Here is a 22,739-nt window from a genome sequence, read left to right as displayed (position 1 = left end):
TTCAATCCCAACGTAAGCAAAAAATACGATGAATCTGAGTACTAAACAAAAACAGCACCTGAAAGGTCTGGCACATCCGCTCAAGCCAGTTGTTCTGCTTGGCAGTAATGGTTTGACCGAAGGGGTGCTGGCCGAGATTGAACAAGCGTTAGAGCACCATGAACTCATCAAGGTGAAAATCGCCACCGAAGATCGCGAAACTAAAACCTTGATCGTGGAAGCTATCGTGCGCGAAACCGGCGCCTGTAATGTACAGGTCATCGGTAAAACGCTGGTGCTTTATCGCCCAACTAAAGAACGTAAAATCTCGTTGCCACGCTAAGATTATCCTAAAGTTACACACATTTGCTGTGTAAAACGAGGGGTTTTCCGCAGGCAGGAGAGCAAAATGCCACGCTCTGTTCGTTGATAAAAGGCCGCATAGCGGCCTTTTTCCTTTCTTTACAATACATCAACATCTTGAGTATTGGGTAATTCTTACAGGTATTCCACCTTAATTACTTCAAATTCTACTTCGCCGCCCGGCGTTTTGATGACCACAACATCATCTTCTTCTTTGCCGATCAGGCCACGGGCAATAGGCGAGTTTACAGAAATCAGGTTCTGTTTAAAGTCAGCTTCGTCATCGCCAACGATGCGATAAGTCTGCTCTTCGTCAGAATCCAGATTCAACACCGTTACGGTAGCACCAAAAATAACGCGCCCATTGTTAGGCATTTTGGTGACATCAATCACCTGCGCGTTCGACAGTTTGGCTTCAATATCTTTGATACGACCTTCGCAGAAACCCTGCTGTTCACGAGCTGCGTGGTATTCGGCGTTTTCTTTCAGGTCGCCATGCTCGCGCGCTTCCGCGATAGCAGCAATAATTTCAGGACGGCGCACAGATTTCAGAAAATCCAGCTCTTCGCGTAATTTTTCAGCGCCGCGTAAGGTCATCGGAATAGCTTGCATTTGTTATACCTCTTGAATATTCCTGATGGGGCGAGTCTCCACCCACCCCAGCTGTTCGGCCTGCCCGGCATAGCTCCTCACCGGGACCAGAAGCAAAAAAATACCGACCCGGGTACAAGTCCCAGGTCAGCTGCAATTCACATTTTGATAGTCATTTTACCCTGAAGTTCCCGCAGGGTCATCGTTTACTTTATAGGGCGTTGCGCCGTAGTATGACGGCTCGATTCCAGGTTGTTAGCGCGAGATTATGCGATTTTCCAGATTTATCATCGGATTGACCAGCTGTATAGCGTTCAGTGTTCAGGCCGCGAATGTTGATGAGTACATTACTCAACTCCCCGCTGGTGCCAACCTTGCCCTGATGGTGCAAAAAGTCGGCGCCTCGGCCCCCGCTATTGATTACCACAGTCAGCAGATGGCGCTGCCCGCCAGTACGCAGAAAGTGATTACTGCGCTGGCGGCGTTGATTCAACTCGGCCCCGATTTTCGTTTTACTACTACGCTTGAAACCAAAGGCAATGTGGAAAACGGCGTACTCAAGGGTGACTTAGTGGCGCGATTTGGTGCCGATCCGACGTTAAAACGTCAGGATATTCGCAATATGGTCACGACTTTGAAAAAATCTGGCGTCAACCAAATTGATGGTAATGTGTTGATAGACACCTCCATTTTTGCCAGCCACGATAAAGCCCCCGGCTGGCCGTGGAATGACATGACACAATGCTTTAGCGCTCCGCCTGCCGCCGCCATAGTTGACCGCAACTGTTTCTCCGTCTCGCTCTACAGTGCCCAAAAACCCGGTGATATGGCCTTTATACGCGTGGCATCTTATTACCCTGTTACGATGTTCAGCCAGGTACGCACCCTCCCCCGTGGTTCTGCCGAAGCGCAATATTGCGAGCTGGATGTGGTGCCAGGCGACCTGAACCGCTTTACGCTGACCGGATGCCTGCCACAACGTTCTGAGCCGCTCCCGTTGGCTTTTGCCATACAGGATGGAGCCAGCTATGCCGGTGCAATTCTGAAAGATGAGTTAAAACAGGCAGGTATCACCTGGAGCGGAACACTACTGCGCCAGACTCAGGTTAATGAACCCGGAACGGTAGTTGCCAGTAAACAGTCGGCCCCGTTGCACGATCTGCTTAAGATTATGCTGAAAAAGTCAGACAACATGATTGCCGATACGGTTTTCCGCATGATAGGCCATGCGCGCTTCAATGTGCCCGGAACATGGCGGGCCGGATCGGATGCCGTACGTCAGATCCTGCGTCAGCAAGCTGGTATCGATATTGGTAACACGATTATTGCCGATGGTTCAGGGCTTTCGCGGCATAACCTGATTGCACCTGCCACCATGATGCAGGTGCTGCAATACATTGCCCAACATGACAATGAACTTAACTTTATCTCTATGCTGCCGCTGGCAGGCTATGACGGCTCTTTGCAGTACCGTGCGGGCCTGCATCAGGCTGGCGTGGACGGAAAAGTCTCAGCAAAAACCGGCTCTTTGCAGGGGGTATATAACCTGGCGGGATTCATTACCACAGCGAGCGGGCAACGAATGGCGTTTGTACAATATCTTTCTGGCTATGCGGTAGAACCCGCGGATCAGCGTAATCGCCGCATTCCGTTAGTGCGTTTTGAAAGCCGTTTGTATAAAGATATTTATCAGAATAATTAGTCTAAAGAGAAACCCCGGCACATGGCCGGGGTTTAGCTGATTAACGCTTGTAAATGAACTCAACGCCTTCTTCGTCGTCTTCGTCCCAGTCGTCATCCCAGTCTTCATCATCCTCTTCAGCAATCTCTTCAAGCTGCTGACGGTGATAATCATCCCACATGAATTCGACTTTCTCTGGCTGTTTCGCTTCTTCGGCCTGAACAACTGGGTTTTCAATGATAAAAGTCATCACATCCCAGCAGAGATCTTTCACGCCCAGTCCGCTCGCCGCAGAGATCAGATAATATTTATCTTCCCAGCCCAGCGCCTCCGCGATCGCTTTGGCTTTCTCTTCAGCTTCTGCCTTATCCAGCAGGTCGATCTTGTTGAAGACTAACCAACGTGGTTTTGCCGCCAAATCCTGGCTGTATTTTTCCAGCTCGCTGATAATAATACGCGCGTTTTCAACCGGATCGGTACCGTCAATCGGATCGATATCGATGAGGTGCAACAAGACGCGGCAACGTTCCAGGTGTTTCAGGAAGCGAATCCCCAGTCCTGCACCTTCCGCAGCGCCTTCAATTAGCCCTGGAATATCGGCAACAACGAAGCTCTTTTCGTTGTCCATTCGTACCACACCCAGGCTCGGTACCAGAGTGGTAAACGGATAATCCGCCACTTTCGGTTTAGCCGCCGAAACAGCGCGGATAAAGGTCGATTTACCCGCATTCGGCATTCCCAGCATACCGACGTCAGCAAGCAGCATCAGCTCCAGCAGCAGCTCGCGCTTATCGCCCGGCGTACCGTTAGTTTTCTGCCGTGGCGTACGGTTAACGGACGATTTGAAGCGGGTATTGCCCAGACCGTGCCAGCCACCCTTGGCAACCAGCAGACGCTGACCGTGTTTGGTCATATCGCCCATGGTTTCACCGGTACCCTGATCGATAACACGCGTACCTACCGGCACTTTAATCGTGACGTCTTTACCGCGCTTACCGGTACAATCGCGGCTTGCGCCGTTCTGACCGCGTTCTGCACGGAAAGATTTTTCAAAACGATAATCGATAAGTGTGTTCAGGTTCTCGTCGGCTTCCATCCATACGTCACCACCGTCACCGCCGTCGCCGCCATCCGGGCCGCCTTTCGGAATATATTTTTCGCGGCGGAAACTCACGCAACCATTACCGCCATCACCTGCAACGACCAGAATCGATGCTTCATCAACAAACTTCATTTTATTCTCCGTAAATCATTCGCCTGCGCGGGGTTGCGATACCACCGTTGTATGCTTACGTAATCCGCCCCAAATACGATGACCAATGGCGGAATACATCGCGCCCGCAACCACGACAAACGCACCGAGATAACCTAAAAGGTTTAACATCGGTCTGGCGAAGAAATCGGGCCAGGCCAGTGATAAAAGATCTGAAAAAAACAGCGTAAACAGTGGGGTGAGCGTGATGATCGCGCTCACCTGCGCTGCCTGCCAGCGAGCCATCGCTTCCGCCAGGGCGCCATATCCTACCAATGTATTCAGTCCGCAAAAAATTAAACATGCGAGCTGCCAGTGGCTAAGCTGCGCTATCACTCCAGGATTTGCCAGAGGGAAGAGCGCAATTGTACATAAAGTGTACAATAAAAACAGGATCTGCGGTGAGGCCAGCCGACGTAATAAAACCTTTTGCGCCACGCCATAACTCACCCAAACCGTCGCCGCACCGACCCCAAAAATAACTCCCCAGGTGTAATCGGTGAGCTTTGTAAATATCTCGACCAGACTGGTGTTAAAAAACATCACCAGGCCGCTCAGGAGCATCAATGCCCCTACAACCTGAGTGCTGCGCATTTTCTCTTTCAGGATAAATACGCTGGCAACCATCATGCCAACTGGCGAGAGTTGCCCAATCACCTGCGAAGCGGTCGGACTCAGGTATTGCAAGGATGAGCTGAACAGGATGAAGTTCCCAAACAGCCCGGCGGTCGCCACTGCCAACAAAATCAACCAGCGTGGCTTACGAAACACGCGTAATGGCGGCAACCTCTTCTTCACCGCAAGAATGGCACCAAGGCCAATACTCGCCATCAAGAAACGGTAAAACACGATTGTCGGAGGTTCCATCACCTCCAGCACCTGCTTCATTGCAATTGGCAACGCCCCCCAGCAAATTGCTGTGGTGAGCGCTAAAAGAATGCCAATGCCTGCCTGCTGCTTCATACCGTATTCCCTACAAAACGCATTTGCGAGTTAACGCCGCACGATGCGAATTTTTACCGGTTATCGAATGTAAAAAGCCCCGCAACGTGTTGCGGGGCTTTCATCCGTTACCGGGACGCGAAAAACTTATTCAGCTTCGATGCTGATAAATTTACGGTTTTTCGGGCCTTTAACTTCGAATTTCACTTTACCGTCTGCTTTAGCAAACAGAGTGTGGTCACGACCGCAACCTACGTTAGCGCCTGCGTGGAATTTGGTACCACGTTGACGAACGATGATGCTACCCGCCAGAACGGATTCGCCACCGAAACGCTTAACGCCCAGGCGTTTAGCTTCTGAATCGCGACCGTTACGTGTGGAGCCGCCAGCCTTTTTATGTGCCATTTGAAATCTCTCCTCAGGTCTTAGGCGCTGATGCCAGTAATTTTCACATCAGTGAACCACTGACGATGGCCCTGCTGCTTACGATAGTGTTTACGACGACGAAACTTAACGATTTTAACTTTCTCGCCACGACCGTGAGCAACAACTTCAGCTTTGATTACGCCGCCATCAACGAAAGGAACGCCGATTTTGACTTCTTCACCGTTTGCGATCATCAGCACTTCAGCGAACTCAACAGTTTCGCCAGTTGCGATGTCCAGCTTTTCCAGGCGAACGGTCTGACCTTCGCTTACTCGGTGTTGTTTACCACCACTTTGGAAAACCGCGTACATATAAAACTCCGCTTCCGCGCACACCTTTTCAATGATTCAGAGTGCGCTATAAATATTCACAATAGGGCGCGAATATTACGCAAAACGCACGCCTTTGACAAGTGCTACAGTCAATACACGAAGAAAAAAAACACAACTTGTACGGTAACGTTTATCTGTGCCATTTTTTCAGTACAATCACCCTATATTCCTAACCATAAACCCTAAGTTGCCTTTGTTCACAGTAAGGTAATCGGGGCGAAAAGCCCGGCTTTTGCGATGAATTTAGAAAAAATCAATGAGTTAACCGCGCAAGATATGGCGGGTGTTAATGCGGCAATCCTTGAGCAGCTTAATTCCGACGTCCAACTGATCAATCAGTTAGGCTATTACATCGTCAGCGGCGGCGGTAAACGTATTCGTCCGATGATTGCTGTACTGGCTGCACGAGCTGTTGGCTATGAGGGAAATGCGCATGTCACCATTGCTGCCCTGATCGAGTTTATCCACACGGCGACTCTGCTGCACGACGACGTTGTGGATGAATCAGATATGCGCAGGGGTAAAGCTACCGCCAACGCCGCATTTGGCAATGCTGCCAGTGTGCTGGTAGGCGATTTTATTTATACCCGCGCGTTCCAGATGATGACCAGCCTCGGTTCGCTCAAAGTGCTGGAAGTCATGTCAGAAGCCGTAAACGTCATCGCAGAAGGTGAAGTTCTGCAACTGATGAACGTTAACGATCCGGACATCACTGAAGAAAACTACATGCGCGTTATCTATAGCAAAACCGCGCGTCTGTTTGAGGCTGCCGCGCAGTGTTCCGGGATTCTGGCTGGCTGTACGCCGGAGGAGGAGAAAGGCCTGCAGGATTATGGGCGTTATCTCGGCACCGCTTTCCAGTTGATCGACGATTTACTCGATTACAATGCCGATGGCGAACAGTTAGGTAAAAACGTCGGCGACGATCTGAACGAAGGTAAACCGACGCTGCCGCTGCTGCATGCAATGCATCATGGCACACCAGAACAGGCACAGATGATTCGTACCGCCATCGAACAGGGTAACGGTCGTCATCTTCTGGAACCGGTTCTGGAAGCAATGAACGCTTGTGGCTCTCTTGAATGGACGCGTCAGCGTGCCGAGGAAGAAGCAGACAAAGCCATCGCAGCGTTACAGGTGCTCCCGGACACCCCGTGGCGAGAAGCACTCATCGGCCTCGCGCACATCGCTGTTCAACGCGATCGTTAATCCCCTCCCCCTCATCCCGCGCAGTGCGCGGGATGATTCCAATAAGTTCCATAAAAACACTTATTCAGCGTAATAACGCCTGAAAAACCAGTGTATGTATCTTTATATATTCTGAATATTCACACTCTTTACAGGAACTTTTTAGAGCAATAGGCCATCAGGAGTATAGTGATGCTCGACAGAAGAAGTGTTCTGAATGAAAGCGACTAACTTAAGGAGTGAGGAAAGATGGAAAGTAATTTCATTGACTGGCATCCCGCTGACATCATTGCGGGTTTACGCAAGAAAGGAACGTCAATGGCGGCGGAATCTCGTAGAAATGGTTTGAGTTCCTCAACGCTGGCGAACGCATTATCGCGCCCATGGCCGAAAGGAGAGATGATTATTGCGAAAGCCCTGGGAACTGACCCCTGGGTTATCTGGCCATCACGCTACCATGATCCGCAGACCCATGAGTTTATCGACAGAACGCAGTTGATGCGTAGCTACACTAAACCGAAAAAATGAGTGGTCTGGCGGTAGCCCCGCGAACGGGGCTGCCAGCTCTCGGACGATTACTCGTCTTTCACACGCTCAATATTTGCACCTAAAGCGCGCAGTTTGTCTTCAATACGTTCGTAGCCACGATCGATGTGATAAATACGATCAACCACCGTTGTCCCTTCCGCAATACAACCAGCCAGCACCAGGCTTGCTGAAGCACGTAGATCGGTTGCCATAACCTGTGCGCCAGAAAGTTTTTCAACACCGTGACAAATAACGGTATTACTTTCAATTTCGGCATGCGCGCCCATACGACTCAGCTCTGGTACGTGCATAAAGCGGTTTTCAAAGACCGTTTCGGTGATGAATCCGGTGCCTTCTGCCACCAGGTTCAGCAGTGTGAACTGGGCCTGCATATCGGTCGGGAATGCCGGATGCGGCGCGGTACGTACGTTAACAGCTTTCGGCCGTTTGCCATGCATATCCAGGCTAATCCAGTCTTCGCCGACTTCAATGTCCGCTCCAGCGTCACGCAATTTCGCCAGCACAGCGTCAAGAGTATCTGGCTGTGCGTTACGGCAGATAATTTTGCCGCGAGAGATCGCCGCAGCCACAAGGAAAGTACCGGTTTCGATACGATCCGGCAGCACGCGATAGACACCGCCGCCTAAACGTTCCACACCTTCGATGATGATACGATCGGTGCCCTGACCGCTAATTTTCGCACCCAGCGTAATCAGGAAGTTCGCGGTATCGACGATTTCCGGTTCACGCGCTGCGTTTTCAATAATCGTGGTGCCTTCCGCCAGGGTTGCAGCACACATGATGGTCACCGTTGCGCCAACGCTGACTTTATCCATCACGATATGTGCGCCTTTCAGACGACCGTCGACGGAAGCTTTAACGTAACCTTCTTCCAGTTTGATGGTCGCGCCTAATTGTTCGAGGCCAGAAATGTGTAGATCAACCGGACGCGCACCGATCGTACAACCGCCAGGCAGTGAAACTTGCCCCTGCCCAAAGCGCGCTACCAGCGGCCCCAGTGCCCAGATAGAGGCACGCATGGTTTTAACCAGATCGTAAGGTGCGCAGAATACATTAACCTCGCGGGCATCAATATGCACAGAACCATTACGCTCTACTTTCGCACCCAGCTGGCTTAGCAGCTTCATTGATGTATCAACGTCTTTCAGTTTCGGGACGTTCTGGATCTCTACCGGTTCTTCCGCCAGTAGTGCGGCAAAAAGAATAGGCAGAGCAGCATTTTTAGCGCCGGAAATTGTGACTTCGCCCTGGAGCTTCGTTGGCCCCTGAACACGAAATTTATCCATTTAGTTTGTTCTCAGTTAACAATTCATATCCGCTACCGGCGAATCGCCCATAGCTCAAAAGCCGTTCAGTTTGCGATCGCGCGCCCACTCCGCAGGGGTATACGCTTTGATCGACACAGCATGAATGCGGTTATCCGCAATATATTCCATCAGCGGGCCATAGACCGTCTGCTGTTTTTTAACCCGACTCATGCCGTCAAACAACTCACCCACGGCAATAACCTGAAAGTGGCTGCCATCGCCGGAAACGTGGACTTCCTGGAGGGAGAGAGCGTTCATCAACACGCTCTGAATTTCATTATTTTCCATGGGATCTTCAATCATCAGTTAATAAACCAGCGAAACATCTTAGAGCAAAGTTGCGCTGGCATAAATAAGCAAAAAGCCTCGCTGATAAATCAGACAAGGCTCAACTTGCAGGCAGGTTTGCCGGACAGGCGGTTAACGCCTTATCCGGCCTGAAAAAATTTAACGAGGCAGAACATCAGCAGGCAAATTATACAATTTCGCCAGGGTATACACTTTGTCGTTTACCCCCTGAAGCGTCACATTGTTGCCCTGCTTTTTCGCCAGATCGATAAGATGGAGCAGCAGCGCCAGTCCACCTGTATCAACGCGGGATACACGGCTAAGATCGATGCAGGTAATCCCCTTCACCGCCTCCTCACGCATTTCCCAAAGCGGTAGCAGAACGTCCTGATCCAGCTCTCCGGATAACGCCAGCGTGTCACCCGTCTGCATCCAGCTCAGTGACTCGCTCATTACTTTTTCTCTTCCAGAGTGATTTTCTGTTGAGAAATCGATTTCAGTTGCGCAGTCAGGCCGTCGATACCTTTGGTACGCAGCAGCGTCCCCCACTCATTTTGTTTGGTGGTGATCATGCTGACACCCTCTGCAATCATGTCGTAAGCCTGCCAGTTTCCCGTCTGGGAGTTTTTACGCCATTGGAAGTCCAGACGCACCGGCGGGCGGCCATTCGGGTCAATAATGGTCACGCGAATAGGCACAATGGTTTTATCACCCAGAGGTTGTTCTGGCGCGATCTGATAAGTCTGACCGTGATACATCGCCAATGCCTGACCGTAAGCCTGCTTCAGATACTCACGGAAAGCGGCAAAGTAAGCATCACGCTGGGCGGGAGTCGCACTCTTGTAATACTGGCCCAGAACCAGAGCCCCGGCATATTTCACCTGTACATATGGCAGCAGTTCCTGATCAACAATGGTACGCAGATAATCCGGGTTGGCCCGAATTTGCGGTTGCTCATTCTTCAGGCGATCGAACGTTTTCTGCGCCGCCTCGTCCATCAGCTTATACGGATTGGTCTGGTCTGCCGCGGTTGCCGCACTCAGCGGTGCAATCACCAGCAAAGCGACCATCATTAAACGTTTAAACATGCGTCGGTTCTCCTGAAATTATTTCGTTGTACCCACAGGTTCAGTGGTTTCATTATTACCTGGCGCAGCAGCTGGCGCATCGCCACTATTCTTATTGTCATCGCCTTTACTACCGTAAAGGAACTGACCAATGAGATCTTCCAGCACCATCGCAGACTTAGTGTCCTGGATTGTATCGCCATCCTTCAGGATAGCAGTCCCCAGTTCCGGGTCTTCAAAACCGACGTTTAATGCCAGATATTGTTCCCCCAGCAGGCCGGAAGTACGGATGCTCAGCGAACTGGTATCAGGAATGTGGTTATAACGTTGTTCAATTTCCAGCGTTACGCGTGGCAGATAAGTTTTCGGGTCCAGCGTAATATCCGCCACCCGGCCCACAACAACGCCACCAATGCTGACCGGAGAGCGCGCTTTCAGGCCGCCAATGTTATCGAACGTCGCATAAAGCGTGTAGGTTGGTTCAGTACGCATGGACGTCACGTTCGCCGCCTTCAGGCAAACAAACAGCGCCGCCAGCAGTGCTGCTAATAAAAAGATACCCACCCAAATTTCATTTTTTTTCGTTTGCATGAACTCAATTCCCAAACATCAATGCGGTCAGCACAAAATCCAGCCCCAGAACAGCCAGAGACGAGTGGACAACGGTGCGAGTGGTTGCCCGGCTAATTCCGGCAGACGTCGGGATGGCGTCGTAGCCGTTAAACAACGAAATCCACGTCACCGTAATGGCGAACACCACGCTCTTAATCAGACAGTTGACCAGATCCATACGCCAGTCGACGGCATTTTGCATTGCCGACCAGAAGAACCCGCTATCAATGCCTTTCCAACTGACGCCGACCAGTGATCCGCCCCAGATCCCCACGGCGACGAAGATGACCGTCAGCAGTGGCAATGAAATAACCCCAGCCCAGAAACGGGGAGAAATAACCCGACGCAACGGATCCACCGCCATCATCTCCATACTGGAGAGTTGCTCTGTGGCGCGCATCAGGCCAATTTCTGCGGTTAACGCCGAACCGGCACGTCCGGCAAACAACAAGGCGGCAACCACCGGCCCCAGTTCACGCAGTAGTGATAACGCCACCAGCATACCCAGACTGGTTTCCGCACTATAAGTGGTCAGAACCAGATAACCTTGCAGCCCCAGCACCATTCCGATGAACACGCCAGAAACCACAATAATCAGCATCGACAGGACGCCAACATTATAGAGCTGACGTACCAGCAGCGGCGCATGTTTGCGAAATTCCGGTTTGCCGACCAGCGCATTGAATAACATTAACCCGGCCCGCCCGAACGTTCTCAGGGTTTTAATCCCTTTATGTCCGAGCGACGCCAGCGCATTTAACAGCATGAGTGGCTTAACTCCCTGGTAAAAGATCAGCGTGATAATCGCCGGCAGGATAGCGGAACGGAACAGGCCCGTCAGCTATCCCGTCCAGAAACTGACGTACGCGCGGATCAGGATTCGCCTGCAACGCCTGGGCGCTGCCATGAGCGACAATTTTTTTGTCCGCCAGGATCCAGGCGTGATCCGCAATACTTAACACTTCCGGCACATCGTGAGAAACCACCACACAAGTCACGCCCAGCGCGCTGTTCAGCTCAGAAATCAGCTTCACCAGTACGCCCATGGTGATGGGATCTTGCCCAACAAAGGGTTCATCAAACATGATGAGATCCGGCTCCAGCGCAATTGCTCGCGCCAGCGCTGCACGCCGCGCCATCCCTCCGGAAAGTTCAGAAGGCATCAGTTTAGCCGCTCCGCGCAGCCCCACGGCCTCCAGCTTCATCATCACTGTGCTATGCAATAAAGGTGCGGGAAGTTGGGTATGTTCGCGTAGTGGATAGGCAACGTTGTCAAATACGTTCATATCTGTGAACAACGCCCCGGACTGAAACAACATGCTCATCCGTTTGCGCACTGTATACAGGCGCGAACGAGACATCGCCGGAATATTCTCACCATCGAAAAGGATCTCACCATGATCTGGTGCGATTTGCCCGCCAATCAGACGGAGTAGCGTCGTTTTACCGATGCCCGATGGTCCCATGATCGCCGTGATCTTCCCTCGCGGCACGGTTAGGGAAATATTATCGAAGATGCAGCGATTGCCACGCGTAAAACTGACATCGCGCATATCGACTAAATTCGCCACAGACTGCTCCATAATTCACCCTTCGTCTTGCGTTGATTTTCTAAGCATGGCGCTCAATTTAACCTTGAACCCAACATATTTACAGAATATTACCCGCCGTGGTTAGCGAAAGCTGGCATTTGTTTTACTTTTTAGCCGCATAAAGTCAAAATTAAGAATCCGTTACGGCTTTCTGAAAATCTTCAGCGGACCGGCGAGTATACCTGAAGAAAGGACGTTAGATGCTTTTAGCTACGGCACTGTTAATTGTTGGTTTACTTTTGGTCGTTTACAGTGCCGACCGCCTGGTATTTGCCGCGTCCATTCTTTGCCGATCCTTTGGCATACCGCCACTGATCATCGGCATGACGGTGGTCAGTATTGGCACATCGTTACCAGAAATCATCGTTTCGCTTGCCGCATCACTGCACGAACAACGCGATTTAGCCGTTGGTGTAGCCCTCGGATCAAATATTATCAATATTTTGCTGATCCTCGGTCTGGCTGCGCTGGTACGTCCTTTTACCGTCCATTCCGATGTTCTGCGCCGCGAGTTACCCTTAATGTTGTTGGTCAGTGTGGTGGCCGGTTCCGTACTCTATGACGGACAACTTAGTCGCAGCGATGGTATCTTTCTCCTCTTTCTGGCTGTGCTATGGCTGCTGTTCATTGTTAAACTTGCACGTCTGGCTGAACGTCAGGGGACTGACAGCCTGACCAGAGAGCAGCTTGCAGAGCTGCCGCGTGAAGGCGGATTGCCCGTCGCGTTTTTATGGCTCGGCATTGCGCTGATCATCATGCCAGTGGCCACGCGGATGGTGGTTGATAACGCCACGGTGCTGGCGAATTACTTTGCCATCAGCGAGTTGACGATGGGTCTGACGGCAATCGCTATCGGAACCAGTCTGCCAGAACTGGCAACCGCAATCGCGGGGGTTCGCAAAGGTGAAAACGACATTGCTGTCGGGAATATCATTGGCGCAAACATTTTTAATATTGTCATCGTGTTGGGTTTACCCGCGCTGATAACGCCAGGAGAGATTGATCCACTGGCGTACAGCCGTGACTACAGCGTGATGTTGTTGGTGAGCATTATTTTTGCGTTGCTGTGCTGGCGGCGCTCCCCACAACCGGGCCGTGGTGTAGGGGTATTATTAACTGGCGGATTTATCGTATGGCTGGCGATGTTGTACTGGTTATCGCCAATACTCGTTGAATAACTGGAAACGCATTATGTCGCACGTAGAGTTACAACCGGGTTTTGACTTTCAGCAAGCAGGTAAAGAAGTCCTGGCGATTGAACGTGACTGCCTGGCGGAGCTTGATCAATACATCAATCAGAATTTCACGCTTGCCTGTGAAAAGATGTTCTGGTGTAAAGGGAAAGTTGTCGTCATGGGGATGGGGAAATCGGGGCATATTGGGCGCAAAATGGCGGCAACGTTTGCCAGCACTGGTACACCTTCATTTTTCGTCCATCCAGGTGAAGCTGCTCATGGTGATTTGGGTATGGTCACCCCGCAGGACGTGGTGATTGCTATCTCTAACTCCGGTGAATCCAGCGAAATCACGGCCTTAATTCCAGTGCTTAAGCGTCTTCACGTGCCGTTAATCTGCATCACCGGTCGCCCGGAGAGCAGCATGGCGCGCGCCGCAGATGTGCATCTGTGTGTTAAAGTAGCGAAAGAAGCCTGTCCGTTAGGGCTGGCACCGACCAGCAGCACGACCGCCACGCTGGTTATGGGCGATGCCCTCGCTGTCGCGCTGTTAAAAGCACGCGGCTTTACTGCTGAAGATTTTGCGCTCTCACACCCCGGCGGCGCACTGGGTCGTAAACTTCTGCTGCGCGTAAACGATATTATGCATACGGGCGATGAGATCCCGCATGTTAAGAAAACGGCCAGCCTGCGCGACGCGTTGCTGGAAGTTACCCGCAAAAATCTTGGTATGACGGTCATTTGCGATGACAATATGATGATTGAAGGCATCTTTACCGACGGTGATTTACGCCGTGTCTTCGATATGGGTGTGGATGTTCGTCAGTTAAGTATTGCCGATGTGATGACGCCGGGGGGAATACGTGTACGCCCTGGCATTCTGGCCGTTGAGGCACTGAACTTAATGCAGTCCCGCCATATCACCTCCGTGATGGTTGCCGATGGCGACCATTTACTCGGTGTGTTACATATGCATGATTTACTGCGTGCAGGCGTAGTGTAAAGATTCAAGGATAAACAACAATGAGCAAAGCAGGTGCGTCGCTTGCGACCTGTTACGGCCCTGTCAGCGCCGACGTTATGGCAAAAGCAGAGAACATTCGTCTGCTGATCCTCGACGTTGATGGCGTACTGTCAGATGGCCTGATTTATATGGGTAATAACGGCGAAGAGCTGAAAGCGTTCAACGTTCGTGACGGTTATGGCATTCGTTGTGCGCTCACCTCTGATATTGAAGTCGCTATCATTACCGGGCGAAAGGCTAAACTGGTAGAAGATCGTTGTGCCACATTGGGGATCACTCACTTGTATCAGGGGCAGTCAAACAAACTGATCGCCTTTAGCGATCTGCTGGAAAAACTGGCGATTGCCCCGGAAAATGTGGCTTATGTCGGCGATGATCTCATCGACTGGCCGGTAATGGAAAAAGTGGGTTTAGGCGTCGCCGTGGCCGATGCGCATCCACTGTTGATCCCGCGCGCCGATTACGTAACGCGCATTGCTGGCGGTCGTGGCGCAGTGCGAGAAGTTTGCGACTTATTACTCCTGGCGCAGGGCAAACTGGATGAAGCCAAAGGGCAATCGATATGAGTAAAGCCAGACGTTGGGTTATCATTGTGCTATCACTGGCGGTTCTGGTGATGATCGGCATTAATATGGCCGAAAAAGACGATACCGCCCAGGTGGTCGTCAACAACAATGATCCCACCTATAAAAGCGAGCATACGGACACGCTCGTCTATAACCCAGAAGGGGCACTAAGCTATCGATTGATTGCTCAACACGTTGAATATTATTCCGATCAGGCCGTTTCGTGGTTTACGCAGCCGGTACTTACCACGTTTGATAAGGATAAAATCCCGACATGGTCCGTAAAAGCAGATAAAGCCAAGCTGACCAATGACCGGATGCTCTATTTATATGGACACGTTGAAGTCAACGCACTCGTGCCGGACTCTCAACTTCGCAGAATCACGACGGATAACGCGCAGATCAATCTGGTGACGCAGGATGTTACCTCTGAAGACCTTGTCACGTTATACGGAACAACATTTAACTCCAGCGGTCTGAAAATGCGCGGCAACTTACGCAGCAAGAACGCCGAGCTGATTGAAAAGGTTAGAACATCCTATGAAATTCAAAACAAACAAACTCAGCCTTAATCTTGTGCTTGCCAGCTCACTTCTGGCCGCCAGCATTCCGGCATTTGCCGTAACCGGAGACACTGATCAGCCGATCCACATTGAATCGGACCAGCAATCTCTTGATATGCAAGGCAACGTGGTTACCTTTACCGGTAATGTCATCGTCACCCAGGGCACCATCAAAATTAATGCCGACAAAGTGGTCGTTACCCGTCCGGGCGGCGAACAAGGTAAAGAAGTGATTGACGGCTACGGTAAACCGGCAACGTTCTACCAGATGCAAGACAACGGTAAACCCGTTGAAGGTCACGCTTCCCAGATGCACTACGAACTGGCAAAAGATTTTGTCGTTCTGACGGGTAATGCTTATCTGCAGCAGGTCGATAGCAACATTAAGGGTGATAAGATCACTTACCTGGTGAAAGAGCAGAAAATGCAGGCGTTCAGCGACAAAGGCAAGCGCGTAACCACCGTTCTGGTGCCGTCGCAGCTGCAGGACAAAAACAACAAAGGCCAGACCCCGGCACAGAAGAAGGGTAATTAATTCGTTATGGCAACATTAACTGCAAAGAACCTTGCAAAAGCCTATAAAGGCCGCCGCGTGGTAGAAGACGTCAGCCTGACCGTCAACTCCGGGGAAATTGTCGGTCTGCTGGGGCCAAACGGTGCCGGTAAGACCACCACTTTCTACATGGTTGTTGGCATTGTGCCGCGCGATGCGGGCAATATCATTATTGATGATGACGATATCAGTCTGCTGCCTCTGCATGCGCGCGCGCGCCGCGGTATCGGCTATCTGCCGCAGGAAGCCTCCATTTTTCGTCGCCTCAGCGTTTACGATAACCTGATGGCGGTACTGCAAATTCGTGACGACTTGTCTGCTGAACAACGTGAAGACCGCGCGAACGAGCTGATGGAAGAGTTTCACATCGAACACCTGCGTGACAGCATGGGGCAGTCACTCTCCGGGGGTGAACGTCGCCGTGTAGAAATTGCCCGTGCACTGGCTGCGAATCCGAAATTTATTCTGCTTGATGAACCGTTTGCCGGGGTTGACCCGATCTCGGTTATCGACATCAAACGCATCATTGAGCACTTGCGCGACAGCGGCCTGGGCGTGCTGATCACCGACCATAACGTGCGTGAAACGCTGGCGGTTTGTGAACGCGCTTATATCGTCAGTCAGGGGCATTTGATCGCCCACGGCACGCCTACAGAAATCTTACAAGACGAACATGTTAAGCGTGTATACCTTGGGGAAGACTTCAGACTCTGATAGGGTAGAAGTTTGCGACGTTTTATCAGGAGAGTACGATTCTGAACATGAAGCAAGGTTTGCAACTCAGGCTTAGCCAACAACTGGCGATGACGCCACAGCTCCAACAGGCTATTCGTCTGTTGCAGTTGTCGACGCTGGAACTTCAGCAGGAGCTACAGCAGGCGCTGGAGAGTAATCCGCTGCTTGAGCAAATCGACACTCATGAAGAAATCGACACCCGCGAAACGCAAGACAGTGAAACACTGGACACCGCCGACGCGCTCGAACAAAAAGAGATGCCGGAAGAGCTGCCGCTCGATGCCAGTTGGGACACCATTTACACCGCTGGTACACCCTCCGGCACCAGCGGTGACTACATTGACGACGAGCTGCCGGTCTATCAGGGCGAAACAACGCAGACCTTGCAAGATTACCTGATGTGGCAAGTCGAGCTGACACCGTTTTCCGACACTGACCGCGCTATTGCTACCTCTATCGTCGATGCCGTTGATGACACCGGTTATCTGACTGTTCCGCTGGAAGATATTCTCGAAAGTATGGGCGATGAAGAAATCGACATCGATGAAGTTGAAGCCGTCCTGAAGCGGATCCAACGGTTTGATCCGGTCGGCGTAGCGGCGAAAGATCTGCGTGACTGCCTGCTGATCCAACTCTCCCAATTCGATAAAACTACGCCGTGGCTGGAAGAGGCGAGACTGATCATTAGCGATCATCTCGATCTGTTAGCCAATCACGACTTCCGTACCTTAATGCGCGTCCCGCGACTGAAAGAAGATGTGCTGAAAGAAGCCGTCAATCTGATCCAGTCGCTCGATCCACGCCCCGGACAGTCGATCCAGACTGGTGAACCGGAGTATGTTATTCCAGATGTACTGGTGCGTAAGCATAACGGTCACTGGACAGTAGAACTCAACAGCGACAGCATTCCGCGTCTGCAAATCAACCAACACTACGCCTCGATGTGCAATAACGCGCGCAACGACGGTGACAGCCAGTTTATCCGCAGCAATCTGCAGGATGCCAAATGGTTGATCAAGAGTCTGGAAAGCCGTAACGATACGCTACTACGCGTGAGTCGCTGTATCGTTGAACAGCAGCAAGCCTTCTTTGAGCAAGGCGAAGAATATATGAAACCGATGGTACTGGCCGATATCGCCCAGGCTGTCGAAATGCATGAATCGACGATATCTCGCGTGACCACGCAAAAATACCTGCATAGTCCACGAGGCATTTTTGAACTGAAGTATTTCTTTTCCAGTCACGTCAATACCGAGGGCGGCGGCGAAGCTTCCTCAACGGCAATTCGTGCGCTGGTGAAGAAATTAATCGCGGCGGAAAACCCAGCGAAACCGCTAAGCGACAGCAAGTTAACCTCTTTGCTGTCAGAACAAGGTATCATGGTGGCACGCCGCACTGTTGCGAAGTACCGAGAGTCTTTATCCATTCCGCCGTCAAACCAGCGTAAACAGCTCGTTTGACCCAACCGATAAGGAAGACACTATGCAGCTCAACATTACCGGAAATAACGTCGAGATCACCGAGGCACTGCGCGAATTTGTTACTGCTAAATTTGCCAAACTTGAGCAATATTTTGACCGAATCAACCAGGTCTATGTTGTTCTGAAAGTGGAGAAAGTCACCCATACCTCAGATGCAACACTGCATGTAAACGGTGGTGAAATTCATGCCAGCGCGGAAGGTCAGGACATGTACGCTGCCATTGATGGCTTAATTGATAAGCTGGCACGCCAGTTGACCAAACATAAAGATAAACTGAAACAACACTAATTGTCCGGGCAATTAGCATGTGCATGGCGGCCTGTTGTGCGGCACAACGGGCCATTTGTACAGTTAATGCTCCGAACCTGTTCCACCGTTTGAGTGAGCAGGTTCTTAGGTGAAATTATGACAAATAATGATACAACTCTACAGCTTAGCACTGTTCTTAACAGGGAATGTACGCGAAGCCGCGTCCACTGTCAGAGCAAAAAACGCGCCCTGGAAATCATCAGCGAGCTGGCGGCGAAACAACTTAGCCTGCCGCCTCAGGTGGTTTTTGAAGCTATCCTGACGCGGGAAAAAATGGGCAGTACCGGTATCGGCAATGGTATAGCCATTCCGCATGGCAAACTGGAAGAAGATACTCTGCGCGCCGTTGGCGTTTTCGTTCAGCTCGAAACGCCCATAGCTTTCGATGCCATTGACAACCAACCGGTAGATTTACTGTTTGCGTTGCTGGTTCCGGCTGACCAAACCAAAACGCACCTGCATACTCTGTCGCTGGTGGCGAAACGTCTGGCGGATAAAACCATCTGCCGCCGTTTACGCGCAGCCCAGAGCGATGAAGAGCTGTATCAAATCATTACGGATACCGAAGGTACTCCGGATGAAGCGTAGTTATTCGGTAATGTCTCTTTTAGACGTTGTGAGGAGAAACAGTACATGGTACTGATGATCGTCAGCGGACGTTCAGGTTCAGGTAAATCTGTCGCCCTTCGTGCGCTGGAAGATATGGGTTTTTACTGCGTGGATAACCTCCCCGTAGTGTTGTTACCCGATCTGGCTCGAACTCTGGCCGATCGCGAGATTTCTGCCGCCGTCAGCATTGATGTTCGTAATATGCCGGAGTCACCAGAAATATTCGAACAGGCGATGAGTAACCTACCTGACGCTTTCTCACCGCAACTCCTGTTCCTGGATGCCGACCGTAATACCTTAATTCGTCGTTACAGTGACACGCGCCGCCTGCATCCGCTTTCCAGCAAAAACCTGTCGCTGGAAAGTGCTATCGACAAAGAAAGCGATCTACTGGAACCACTGCGTTCGCGAGCGGATCTGATTGTCGATACCTCAGAAATGTCCGTTCACGAGCTGGCAGAAATGTTGCGTACCCGTTTACTGGGTAAACGTGAACGCGAACTGACCATGGTCTTTGAGTCTTTCGGCTTCAAACACGGTATCCCTATCGATGCAGATTACGTCTTTGACGTGCGCTTCTTGCCGAACCCGCACTGGGATCCAAAACTGCGTCCGATGACAGGTCTTGATAAGCCTGTCGCCGCGTTCCTCGACCGCCACACAGAAGTACACAATTTTATTTACCAGACGCGAAGCTATCTTGAGCTATGGTTACCTATGCTGGAAACCAACAACCGTAGCTACCTGACGGTCGCCATTGGTTGTACTGGCGGGAAGCACCGTTCGGTGTATATTGCAGAGCAGTTGGCAGACTACTTCCGTTCACGCGGTAAAAACGTCCAGTCACGCCATCGTACGCTGGAAAAACGTAAACCATGACCGTCAAGCAAACTGTTGAAATCACAAACAAGCTGGGCATGCATGCCCGGCCTGCAATGAAGCTGTTTGAATTAATGCAGGGTTTTGACGCTGAAGTGCTGTTACGTAACGATGAAGGCACTGAAGCTGAAGCCAACAGCGTTATTGCGCTGCTGATGCTGGATTCTGCCAAAGGACGGCAGATTGAAGTCGAAGCGACCGGTCCACAGGAAGAGGAAGCACTGGCCGCCGTTATCGCCCTCTTTAACTCTGGTTTTGATGAAGATTAATTTTCATCACTTTGACATACAAATCCCTTCAAGCTCCCCCCGACAATAAAAAAAGCGCGTACTGAAATCGTTATTAATGACGGAAATTGTACATTTTGTGCGCTTTTCACTTTCAGAAGAACCTTAAGAAAACCTTAAGAGGCATTGTTTAGGTTTTGTTTAAGTTATTCGACCATACTGGAGATCGTCAGAAAATATTTCCAGGAGATGGCATGATTCGCTTATCTGAACAAAGTCCCCTGGGCACCGGAAGACATCGGAAATGTTATGCGCATCCGGAAGATGCCCAACGCTGTATTAAGATTGTCTACCATCGTGGCGATGGTGGCGATAAAGAGATCCGCCGTGAGTTAAAGTACTACGCGCATCTTGGTCGCCGGTTAAAAGACTGGAGTGGAATACCGCGCTATCACGGTACCGTTGAGACGGATTGCGGAACCGGTTATGTCTACGATGTGATTGCAGATTTTGACGGCAAGCCATCCATTACACTGACCGAATTTGCTGAACAATGCCGTTACGAAGAAGACGTTGCACAGCTGCGCCAGTTACTGAAACAGCTGAAACGTTATTTGCAGGATAACCATATCGTGACGATGTCGTTGAAGCCGCAGAATATCCTTTGTCATCGCATCAGTGAGTCAGAGGTTATCCCCGTCGTCTGCGACAACATTGGTGAAAGCACGTTGATTCCACTGGCGACCTGGTCAAAGTGGTGTTGTCAGCGAAAGCAAGAGCGGTTATGGAAACGGTTTATCGCCCAGCCGGCACTGGCTATTGCCCTACAGAAAGATCTGCAACCACGTGAGAGCAAAACGCTGGCCCTCACTTCGCGCGAAGCTTAATTCAGCTGGTGTTGTTGCATAAACGACTCACCGCCTAACTGATACATCTGCCGTAAAATCCACGCCTGACGGCTGCGCACGTAGCCCGATGGCGCGGAGACTTTGAAACGAAGTGGATTAGGTAATACAGCTGCCAGTAAGGCAGCTTCCGATCGGGTAAGTTTGCTCGCGGGTTTGTGGAAATAACGTTGTGCCGCAGCTTCGACGCCAAACACACCGTCGCCAAATTCGGCGATATTCAGGTAAACCGTCAGGATACGCTTTTTGCTCCAGACTGTTTCTATCCCCAGCGTTAATCCGGCTTCCAGCCCTTTTCGTACCCAGCTACGTCCATCCCATAAAAAGAGATTTTTGGCTGTTTGCTGAGAAATCGTTGATGCGCCGCGAATACGATTTTCATTGCGCTCATTGTGTGCCAAGGCTTGCTCAATGGAAGCAACATCAAAGCCCCAGTGCTCAGGAAATTTCTGATCTTCTGCGGCAATCACCGCCAGTCCCATCCACGGCGAGATTTGATCCATACTGACCCAGTCAGAATGTGCCACGTAACGAAAATTGCCATGCAGCCAGGCGCTGACTTGTCGCTCGGCCATTACCGCTGAGAAAGGAACAGGCGCAACGCTAAACAACGCGATGCCCCCGCCCCAGAAAACGGCGAGGACAACCGTTAACCGTAGAAGAAAACGGCGAACGAAACTAAACACCGTTAAGCGGCTTTTACTCATTCAGTCAGAACCAGCACGCGGGAAACCAGCTTATCAATGCCGCTCGCCGCTTCTGCAATGTTCTGCGCAAGCATATATGCCGGGGTGGTGACAATCTTATTGTCTTCATCAACCACGATATCATCGACAGGACACGGCACATGCTCCGCGCCCATCTCTTCCAGCACTTCTGCGGTATCGATATCAGTACCGATGGTCAAACGCAGCGGGAAATCGAAAATTTTCGGCAGCATCGCCGGGGCAATACACATAAAACCAAGCGGTTTTCCGGCCTGATGCATCGCTTGTGCCAGCGCCTTTAATTCACGGTCAACGGTGCATTCGCTACCAAGGCTGGCAAAATTGCTTAAATTCTTCGCCGCGCCAAACCCCCCCGGCACAATCAACGCATCCAGTTCAGCGGCATCGGCCTGAGCCAGAGGACAGATTTCACCGCGCGTTATTCGTGCCGCTTCAATCAGCACATTGCGCGTTTCCGTCATCGCTTCGCCAGTTAAATGGTTGATAACATCAACCTGCTGCTTATCCGGTGCAAAGCAGACCGCCTGCGCACCGCTGCGTGAAATAGCTAACAACGTCAACACCGCTTCATGAATTTCAGAACCGTCATAGACGCCGCATCCGCTCAGAATTACGCCAATTTTCTTCATTGTGATCATCCTTTCGCAATTGACTGAAACACATTAATTTTTTTAATAAAAATGCTACGCATCACACATTTAACTGATTCATGTAACAAATCATTTAAGTTTTGCTATCTTAACTGCGTGCGGCCTGAAAAACAGTGCTGTGCCCTTGTAACTCATCATAATAATTTACGGCGCAGCCAAGATTTC

The 22,739-nt window shown here is 51.0% G+C and carries 30 protein-coding genes; 16 read left to right on the top strand and 14 right to left on the bottom strand.

The window, feature by feature from the left end:
- Positions 1–28 precede the first annotated feature (28 nt).
- Positions 29–322, top strand: a complete 294-nt coding sequence (gene yhbY / locus AABJ99_RS03010; RefSeq protein ID WP_001054420.1) for a ribosome assembly RNA-binding protein YhbY — start codon at positions 29–31, stop codon at positions 320–322.
- Between the two features lie 155 nt (positions 323–477).
- Here yhbY and greA read toward each other — a convergent pair whose 3' ends face one another.
- A complete protein-coding gene (gene greA / locus AABJ99_RS03005; protein WP_001148001.1) occupies positions 478–954 on the bottom strand; it encodes a transcription elongation factor GreA in 477 nt (158 codons plus the stop codon).
- A gap of 247 nt (positions 955–1,201) precedes the next feature.
- On the opposite strand from greA, the gene dacB reads away from it, so the two are divergent.
- The gene (gene dacB / locus AABJ99_RS03000; protein WP_001212632.1) at positions 1,202–2,635 is read left to right on the top strand and encodes a serine-type D-Ala-D-Ala carboxypeptidase; all 1,434 of its coding nucleotides are present in this window, start codon (positions 1,202–1,204) and stop codon (positions 2,633–2,635) included.
- A gap of 40 nt (positions 2,636–2,675) precedes the next feature.
- On the opposite strand, the gene cgtA is transcribed toward dacB, so the two are convergent.
- The 4 genes from cgtA to rplU form a co-directional block, all read right to left on the bottom strand.
- Positions 2,676–3,848 carry an Obg family GTPase CgtA gene (gene cgtA / locus AABJ99_RS02995; protein WP_000673561.1) on the bottom strand — a complete coding sequence of 391 codons (1,173 nt, stop codon included), beginning with the start codon at positions 3,846–3,848 and terminating at the stop codon, positions 2,676–2,678.
- Positions 3,849–3,863: 15 nt separating this feature from the next.
- A complete protein-coding gene (yhbE, locus tag AABJ99_RS02990; RefSeq protein WP_000813040.1) occupies positions 3,864–4,829 on the bottom strand; it encodes a DMT family transporter in 966 nt (321 codons plus the stop codon).
- 126 nt (positions 4,830–4,955) lie between these two features.
- Complete coding sequence (gene rpmA / locus AABJ99_RS02985; RefSeq protein WP_000940595.1) at positions 4,956–5,213, bottom strand: 50S ribosomal protein L27; 258 nt, start codon at positions 5,211–5,213, stop codon at positions 4,956–4,958.
- Positions 5,214–5,233: 20 nt separating this feature from the next.
- Positions 5,234–5,545 carry a 50S ribosomal protein L21 gene (rplU, locus tag AABJ99_RS02980; RefSeq protein WP_000271401.1) on the bottom strand — a complete coding sequence of 104 codons (312 nt, stop codon included), beginning with the start codon at positions 5,543–5,545 and terminating at the stop codon, positions 5,234–5,236.
- Between the two features lie 258 nt (positions 5,546–5,803).
- Here rplU and ispB point away from each other — a divergent pair, with 258 nt between their 5' ends.
- Positions 5,804–6,775, top strand: a complete 972-nt coding sequence (ispB, locus tag AABJ99_RS02975) for an octaprenyl diphosphate synthase (RefSeq protein WP_001047336.1) — start codon at positions 5,804–5,806, stop codon at positions 6,773–6,775.
- A gap of 228 nt (positions 6,776–7,003) precedes the next feature.
- The gene (gene sfsB / locus AABJ99_RS02970; protein ID WP_000445413.1) at positions 7,004–7,282 is read left to right on the top strand and encodes a DNA-binding transcriptional regulator SfsB; all 279 of its coding nucleotides are present in this window, start codon (positions 7,004–7,006) and stop codon (positions 7,280–7,282) included.
- Positions 7,283–7,329: 47 nt separating this feature from the next.
- Here the strand turns inward: sfsB and murA are convergent, their stop codons facing one another.
- The 7 genes from murA to mlaF all read right to left on the bottom strand — a co-directional run bounded on the left by murA (position 7,330) and on the right by mlaF (position 12,160).
- Positions 7,330–8,589 carry a UDP-N-acetylglucosamine 1-carboxyvinyltransferase gene (murA, locus tag AABJ99_RS02965; protein ID WP_039021339.1) on the bottom strand — a complete coding sequence of 420 codons (1,260 nt, stop codon included), beginning with the start codon at positions 8,587–8,589 and terminating at the stop codon, positions 7,330–7,332.
- 54 nt (positions 8,590–8,643) lie between these two features.
- Positions 8,644–8,898, bottom strand: a complete 255-nt coding sequence (ibaG, locus tag AABJ99_RS02960) for a BolA family iron metabolism protein IbaG (protein WP_000429656.1) — start codon at positions 8,896–8,898, stop codon at positions 8,644–8,646.
- A 159-nt stretch (positions 8,899–9,057) separates the two neighbouring features.
- Positions 9,058–9,351, bottom strand: a complete 294-nt coding sequence (gene mlaB / locus AABJ99_RS02955) for a lipid asymmetry maintenance protein MlaB (RefSeq protein WP_000004488.1) — start codon at positions 9,349–9,351, stop codon at positions 9,058–9,060.
- Positions 9,351–9,986 (bottom strand): phospholipid-binding protein MlaC, encoded by a 636-nt coding sequence (mlaC, locus tag AABJ99_RS02950; protein WP_000476484.1) that lies wholly within the window; start codon positions 9,984–9,986, stop codon positions 9,351–9,353. The genes mlaB and mlaC overlap by 1 nt, the downstream gene beginning before the upstream one ends.
- A gap of 18 nt (positions 9,987–10,004) precedes the next feature.
- The gene (gene mlaD / locus AABJ99_RS02945) at positions 10,005–10,556 is read right to left on the bottom strand and encodes an outer membrane lipid asymmetry maintenance protein MlaD (protein WP_032185236.1); all 552 of its coding nucleotides are present in this window, start codon (positions 10,554–10,556) and stop codon (positions 10,005–10,007) included.
- A gap of 4 nt (positions 10,557–10,560) precedes the next feature.
- Positions 10,561–11,343 (bottom strand): lipid asymmetry maintenance ABC transporter permease subunit MlaE, encoded by a 783-nt coding sequence (gene mlaE, locus AABJ99_RS02940; protein ID WP_000925795.1) that lies wholly within the window; start codon positions 11,341–11,343, stop codon positions 10,561–10,563.
- 7 nt (positions 11,344–11,350) lie between these two features.
- On the bottom strand, positions 11,351–12,160 hold the full coding sequence (gene mlaF, locus AABJ99_RS02935) for a phospholipid ABC transporter ATP-binding protein MlaF (RefSeq protein ID WP_000438245.1): 810 nt from the start codon (positions 12,158–12,160) through the stop codon (positions 11,351–11,353).
- A 209-nt stretch (positions 12,161–12,369) separates the two neighbouring features.
- On the opposite strand from mlaF, the gene yrbG reads away from it, so the two are divergent.
- From yrbG to yrbL, 12 genes are all read left to right on the top strand, one after another.
- Positions 12,370–13,347, top strand: a complete 978-nt coding sequence (gene yrbG, locus AABJ99_RS02930) for a calcium/sodium antiporter (protein ID WP_032185194.1) — start codon at positions 12,370–12,372, stop codon at positions 13,345–13,347.
- Positions 13,348–13,360: 13 nt separating this feature from the next.
- Positions 13,361–14,347: an arabinose-5-phosphate isomerase KdsD gene (kdsD, locus tag AABJ99_RS02925; RefSeq protein ID WP_001352909.1), complete on the top strand. Its 987-nt coding sequence runs from the start codon at positions 13,361–13,363 to the stop codon at positions 14,345–14,347.
- A 20-nt stretch (positions 14,348–14,367) separates the two neighbouring features.
- Positions 14,368–14,934, top strand: coding sequence for a 3-deoxy-manno-octulosonate-8-phosphatase KdsC (kdsC, locus tag AABJ99_RS02920; protein ID WP_032185195.1), 567 nt, complete (start codon positions 14,368–14,370; stop codon positions 14,932–14,934).
- Positions 14,931–15,506 (top strand): LPS export ABC transporter periplasmic protein LptC, encoded by a 576-nt coding sequence (gene lptC / locus AABJ99_RS02915; RefSeq protein WP_000030537.1) that lies wholly within the window; start codon positions 14,931–14,933, stop codon positions 15,504–15,506. The genes kdsC and lptC overlap by 4 nt, the downstream gene beginning before the upstream one ends.
- Positions 15,475–16,032, top strand: a complete 558-nt coding sequence (gene lptA / locus AABJ99_RS02910; protein ID WP_000669785.1) for a lipopolysaccharide ABC transporter substrate-binding protein LptA — start codon at positions 15,475–15,477, stop codon at positions 16,030–16,032. Before lptC ends, lptA begins: the two co-directional genes overlap by 32 nt.
- Before the next feature lie 6 nt (positions 16,033–16,038).
- Complete coding sequence (lptB, locus tag AABJ99_RS02905; RefSeq protein ID WP_000224099.1) at positions 16,039–16,764, top strand: LPS export ABC transporter ATP-binding protein; 726 nt, start codon at positions 16,039–16,041, stop codon at positions 16,762–16,764.
- A gap of 47 nt (positions 16,765–16,811) precedes the next feature.
- Positions 16,812–18,245 carry an RNA polymerase factor sigma-54 gene (gene rpoN / locus AABJ99_RS02900; protein WP_338387491.1) on the top strand — a complete coding sequence of 478 codons (1,434 nt, stop codon included), beginning with the start codon at positions 16,812–16,814 and terminating at the stop codon, positions 18,243–18,245.
- Positions 18,246–18,267: 22 nt separating this feature from the next.
- Positions 18,268–18,555: a ribosome hibernation promoting factor gene (gene hpf / locus AABJ99_RS02895; RefSeq protein ID WP_001176599.1), complete on the top strand. Its 288-nt coding sequence runs from the start codon at positions 18,268–18,270 to the stop codon at positions 18,553–18,555.
- A 117-nt stretch (positions 18,556–18,672) separates the two neighbouring features.
- Entirely contained in the window at positions 18,673–19,164 is a 492-nt protein-coding gene (gene ptsN, locus AABJ99_RS02890) for a PTS IIA-like nitrogen regulatory protein PtsN (protein ID WP_000183679.1), read from the top strand.
- A gap of 45 nt (positions 19,165–19,209) precedes the next feature.
- Positions 19,210–20,064 carry an RNase adapter RapZ gene (rapZ, locus tag AABJ99_RS02885; protein WP_000243741.1) on the top strand — a complete coding sequence of 285 codons (855 nt, stop codon included), beginning with the start codon at positions 19,210–19,212 and terminating at the stop codon, positions 20,062–20,064.
- Complete coding sequence (npr, locus tag AABJ99_RS02880; protein ID WP_000216791.1) at positions 20,061–20,333, top strand: PTS phosphocarrier protein NPr; 273 nt, start codon at positions 20,061–20,063, stop codon at positions 20,331–20,333. The genes rapZ and npr overlap by 4 nt, the downstream gene beginning before the upstream one ends.
- Before the next feature lie 212 nt (positions 20,334–20,545).
- The gene (yrbL, locus tag AABJ99_RS02875) at positions 20,546–21,178 is read left to right on the top strand and encodes a PhoP regulatory network protein YrbL (protein ID WP_039021337.1); all 633 of its coding nucleotides are present in this window, start codon (positions 20,546–20,548) and stop codon (positions 21,176–21,178) included.
- On the opposite strand, the gene mtgA is transcribed toward yrbL, so the two are convergent.
- Positions 21,175–21,903: a monofunctional biosynthetic peptidoglycan transglycosylase gene (gene mtgA, locus AABJ99_RS02870; RefSeq protein WP_039021336.1), complete on the bottom strand. Its 729-nt coding sequence runs from the start codon at positions 21,901–21,903 to the stop codon at positions 21,175–21,177. The two genes, yrbL and mtgA, sit on opposite strands and share 4 nt — an antisense overlap.
- Positions 21,900–22,553, bottom strand: a complete 654-nt coding sequence (gene elbB / locus AABJ99_RS02865; RefSeq protein ID WP_338387490.1) for an isoprenoid biosynthesis glyoxalase ElbB — start codon at positions 22,551–22,553, stop codon at positions 21,900–21,902. Before elbB ends, mtgA begins: the two co-directional genes overlap by 4 nt.
- Positions 22,554–22,739 lie beyond the last annotated feature (186 nt).

The organism is Escherichia coli (assembly GCF_036503815.1).
In the GTDB taxonomy this organism is placed as follows: domain Bacteria; phylum Pseudomonadota; class Gammaproteobacteria; order Enterobacterales; family Enterobacteriaceae; genus Escherichia; species Escherichia coli_F.
This window is presented reverse-complemented; position numbering and strand designations above follow the sequence as displayed.

What these genes read in the sequence shown, in the direction of transcription:
- rpoN (WP_338387491.1), top strand. Translation starts at nt 16,812, where the DNA reads ATGAAGCAAGGTTTGCAACTCAGGCTTAGCCAACAACTGGCGATGACG.
- elbB (WP_338387490.1), bottom strand. Translation starts at nt 22,553, where the DNA reads ATGAAGAAAATTGGCGTAATTCTGAGCGGATGCGGCGTCTATGACGGT.
- mlaC (WP_000476484.1), bottom strand. Translation starts at nt 9,986, where the DNA reads ATGTTTAAACGTTTAATGATGGTCGCTTTGCTGGTGATTGCACCGCTG.
- dacB (WP_001212632.1), top strand. Translation starts at nt 1,202, where the DNA reads ATGCGATTTTCCAGATTTATCATCGGATTGACCAGCTGTATAGCGTTC.
- kdsC (WP_032185195.1), top strand. Translation starts at nt 14,368, where the DNA reads ATGAGCAAAGCAGGTGCGTCGCTTGCGACCTGTTACGGCCCTGTCAGC.
- sfsB (WP_000445413.1), top strand. Translation starts at nt 7,004, where the DNA reads ATGGAAAGTAATTTCATTGACTGGCATCCCGCTGACATCATTGCGGGT.
- mlaB (WP_000004488.1), bottom strand. Translation starts at nt 9,351, where the DNA reads ATGAGCGAGTCACTGAGCTGGATGCAGACGGGTGACACGCTGGCGTTA.
- yrbG (WP_032185194.1), top strand. Translation starts at nt 12,370, where the DNA reads ATGCTTTTAGCTACGGCACTGTTAATTGTTGGTTTACTTTTGGTCGTT.
- ptsN (WP_000183679.1), top strand. Translation starts at nt 18,673, where the DNA reads ATGACAAATAATGATACAACTCTACAGCTTAGCACTGTTCTTAACAGG.
- mlaF (WP_000438245.1), bottom strand. Translation starts at nt 12,160, where the DNA reads ATGGAGCAGTCTGTGGCGAATTTAGTCGATATGCGCGATGTCAGTTTT.
- rplU (WP_000271401.1), bottom strand. Translation starts at nt 5,545, where the DNA reads ATGTACGCGGTTTTCCAAAGTGGTGGTAAACAACACCGAGTAAGCGAA.
- ibaG (WP_000429656.1), bottom strand. Translation starts at nt 8,898, where the DNA reads ATGGAAAATAATGAAATTCAGAGCGTGTTGATGAACGCTCTCTCCCTC.
- yhbE (WP_000813040.1), bottom strand. Translation starts at nt 4,829, where the DNA reads ATGAAGCAGCAGGCAGGCATTGGCATTCTTTTAGCGCTCACCACAGCA.
- mlaE (WP_000925795.1), bottom strand. Translation starts at nt 11,343, where the DNA reads ATGCTGTTAAATGCGCTGGCGTCGCTCGGACATAAAGGGATTAAAACC.
- lptA (WP_000669785.1), top strand. Translation starts at nt 15,475, where the DNA reads ATGAAATTCAAAACAAACAAACTCAGCCTTAATCTTGTGCTTGCCAGC.
- murA (WP_039021339.1), bottom strand. Translation starts at nt 8,589, where the DNA reads ATGGATAAATTTCGTGTTCAGGGGCCAACGAAGCTCCAGGGCGAAGTC.
- yrbL (WP_039021337.1), top strand. Translation starts at nt 20,546, where the DNA reads ATGATTCGCTTATCTGAACAAAGTCCCCTGGGCACCGGAAGACATCGG.
- npr (WP_000216791.1), top strand. Translation starts at nt 20,061, where the DNA reads ATGACCGTCAAGCAAACTGTTGAAATCACAAACAAGCTGGGCATGCAT.
- yhbY (WP_001054420.1), top strand. Translation starts at nt 29, where the DNA reads ATGAATCTGAGTACTAAACAAAAACAGCACCTGAAAGGTCTGGCACAT.
- rpmA (WP_000940595.1), bottom strand. Translation starts at nt 5,213, where the DNA reads ATGGCACATAAAAAGGCTGGCGGCTCCACACGTAACGGTCGCGATTCA.
- hpf (WP_001176599.1), top strand. Translation starts at nt 18,268, where the DNA reads ATGCAGCTCAACATTACCGGAAATAACGTCGAGATCACCGAGGCACTG.
- greA (WP_001148001.1), bottom strand. Translation starts at nt 954, where the DNA reads ATGCAAGCTATTCCGATGACCTTACGCGGCGCTGAAAAATTACGCGAA.
- lptC (WP_000030537.1), top strand. Translation starts at nt 14,931, where the DNA reads ATGAGTAAAGCCAGACGTTGGGTTATCATTGTGCTATCACTGGCGGTT.
- mlaD (WP_032185236.1), bottom strand. Translation starts at nt 10,556, where the DNA reads ATGCAAACGAAAAAAAATGAAATTTGGGTGGGTATCTTTTTATTAGCA.
- cgtA (WP_000673561.1), bottom strand. Translation starts at nt 3,848, where the DNA reads ATGAAGTTTGTTGATGAAGCATCGATTCTGGTCGTTGCAGGTGATGGC.
- lptB (WP_000224099.1), top strand. Translation starts at nt 16,039, where the DNA reads ATGGCAACATTAACTGCAAAGAACCTTGCAAAAGCCTATAAAGGCCGC.
- kdsD (WP_001352909.1), top strand. Translation starts at nt 13,361, where the DNA reads ATGTCGCACGTAGAGTTACAACCGGGTTTTGACTTTCAGCAAGCAGGT.
- rapZ (WP_000243741.1), top strand. Translation starts at nt 19,210, where the DNA reads ATGGTACTGATGATCGTCAGCGGACGTTCAGGTTCAGGTAAATCTGTC.
- mtgA (WP_039021336.1), bottom strand. Translation starts at nt 21,903, where the DNA reads ATGAGTAAAAGCCGCTTAACGGTGTTTAGTTTCGTTCGCCGTTTTCTT.
- ispB (WP_001047336.1), top strand. Translation starts at nt 5,804, where the DNA reads ATGAATTTAGAAAAAATCAATGAGTTAACCGCGCAAGATATGGCGGGT.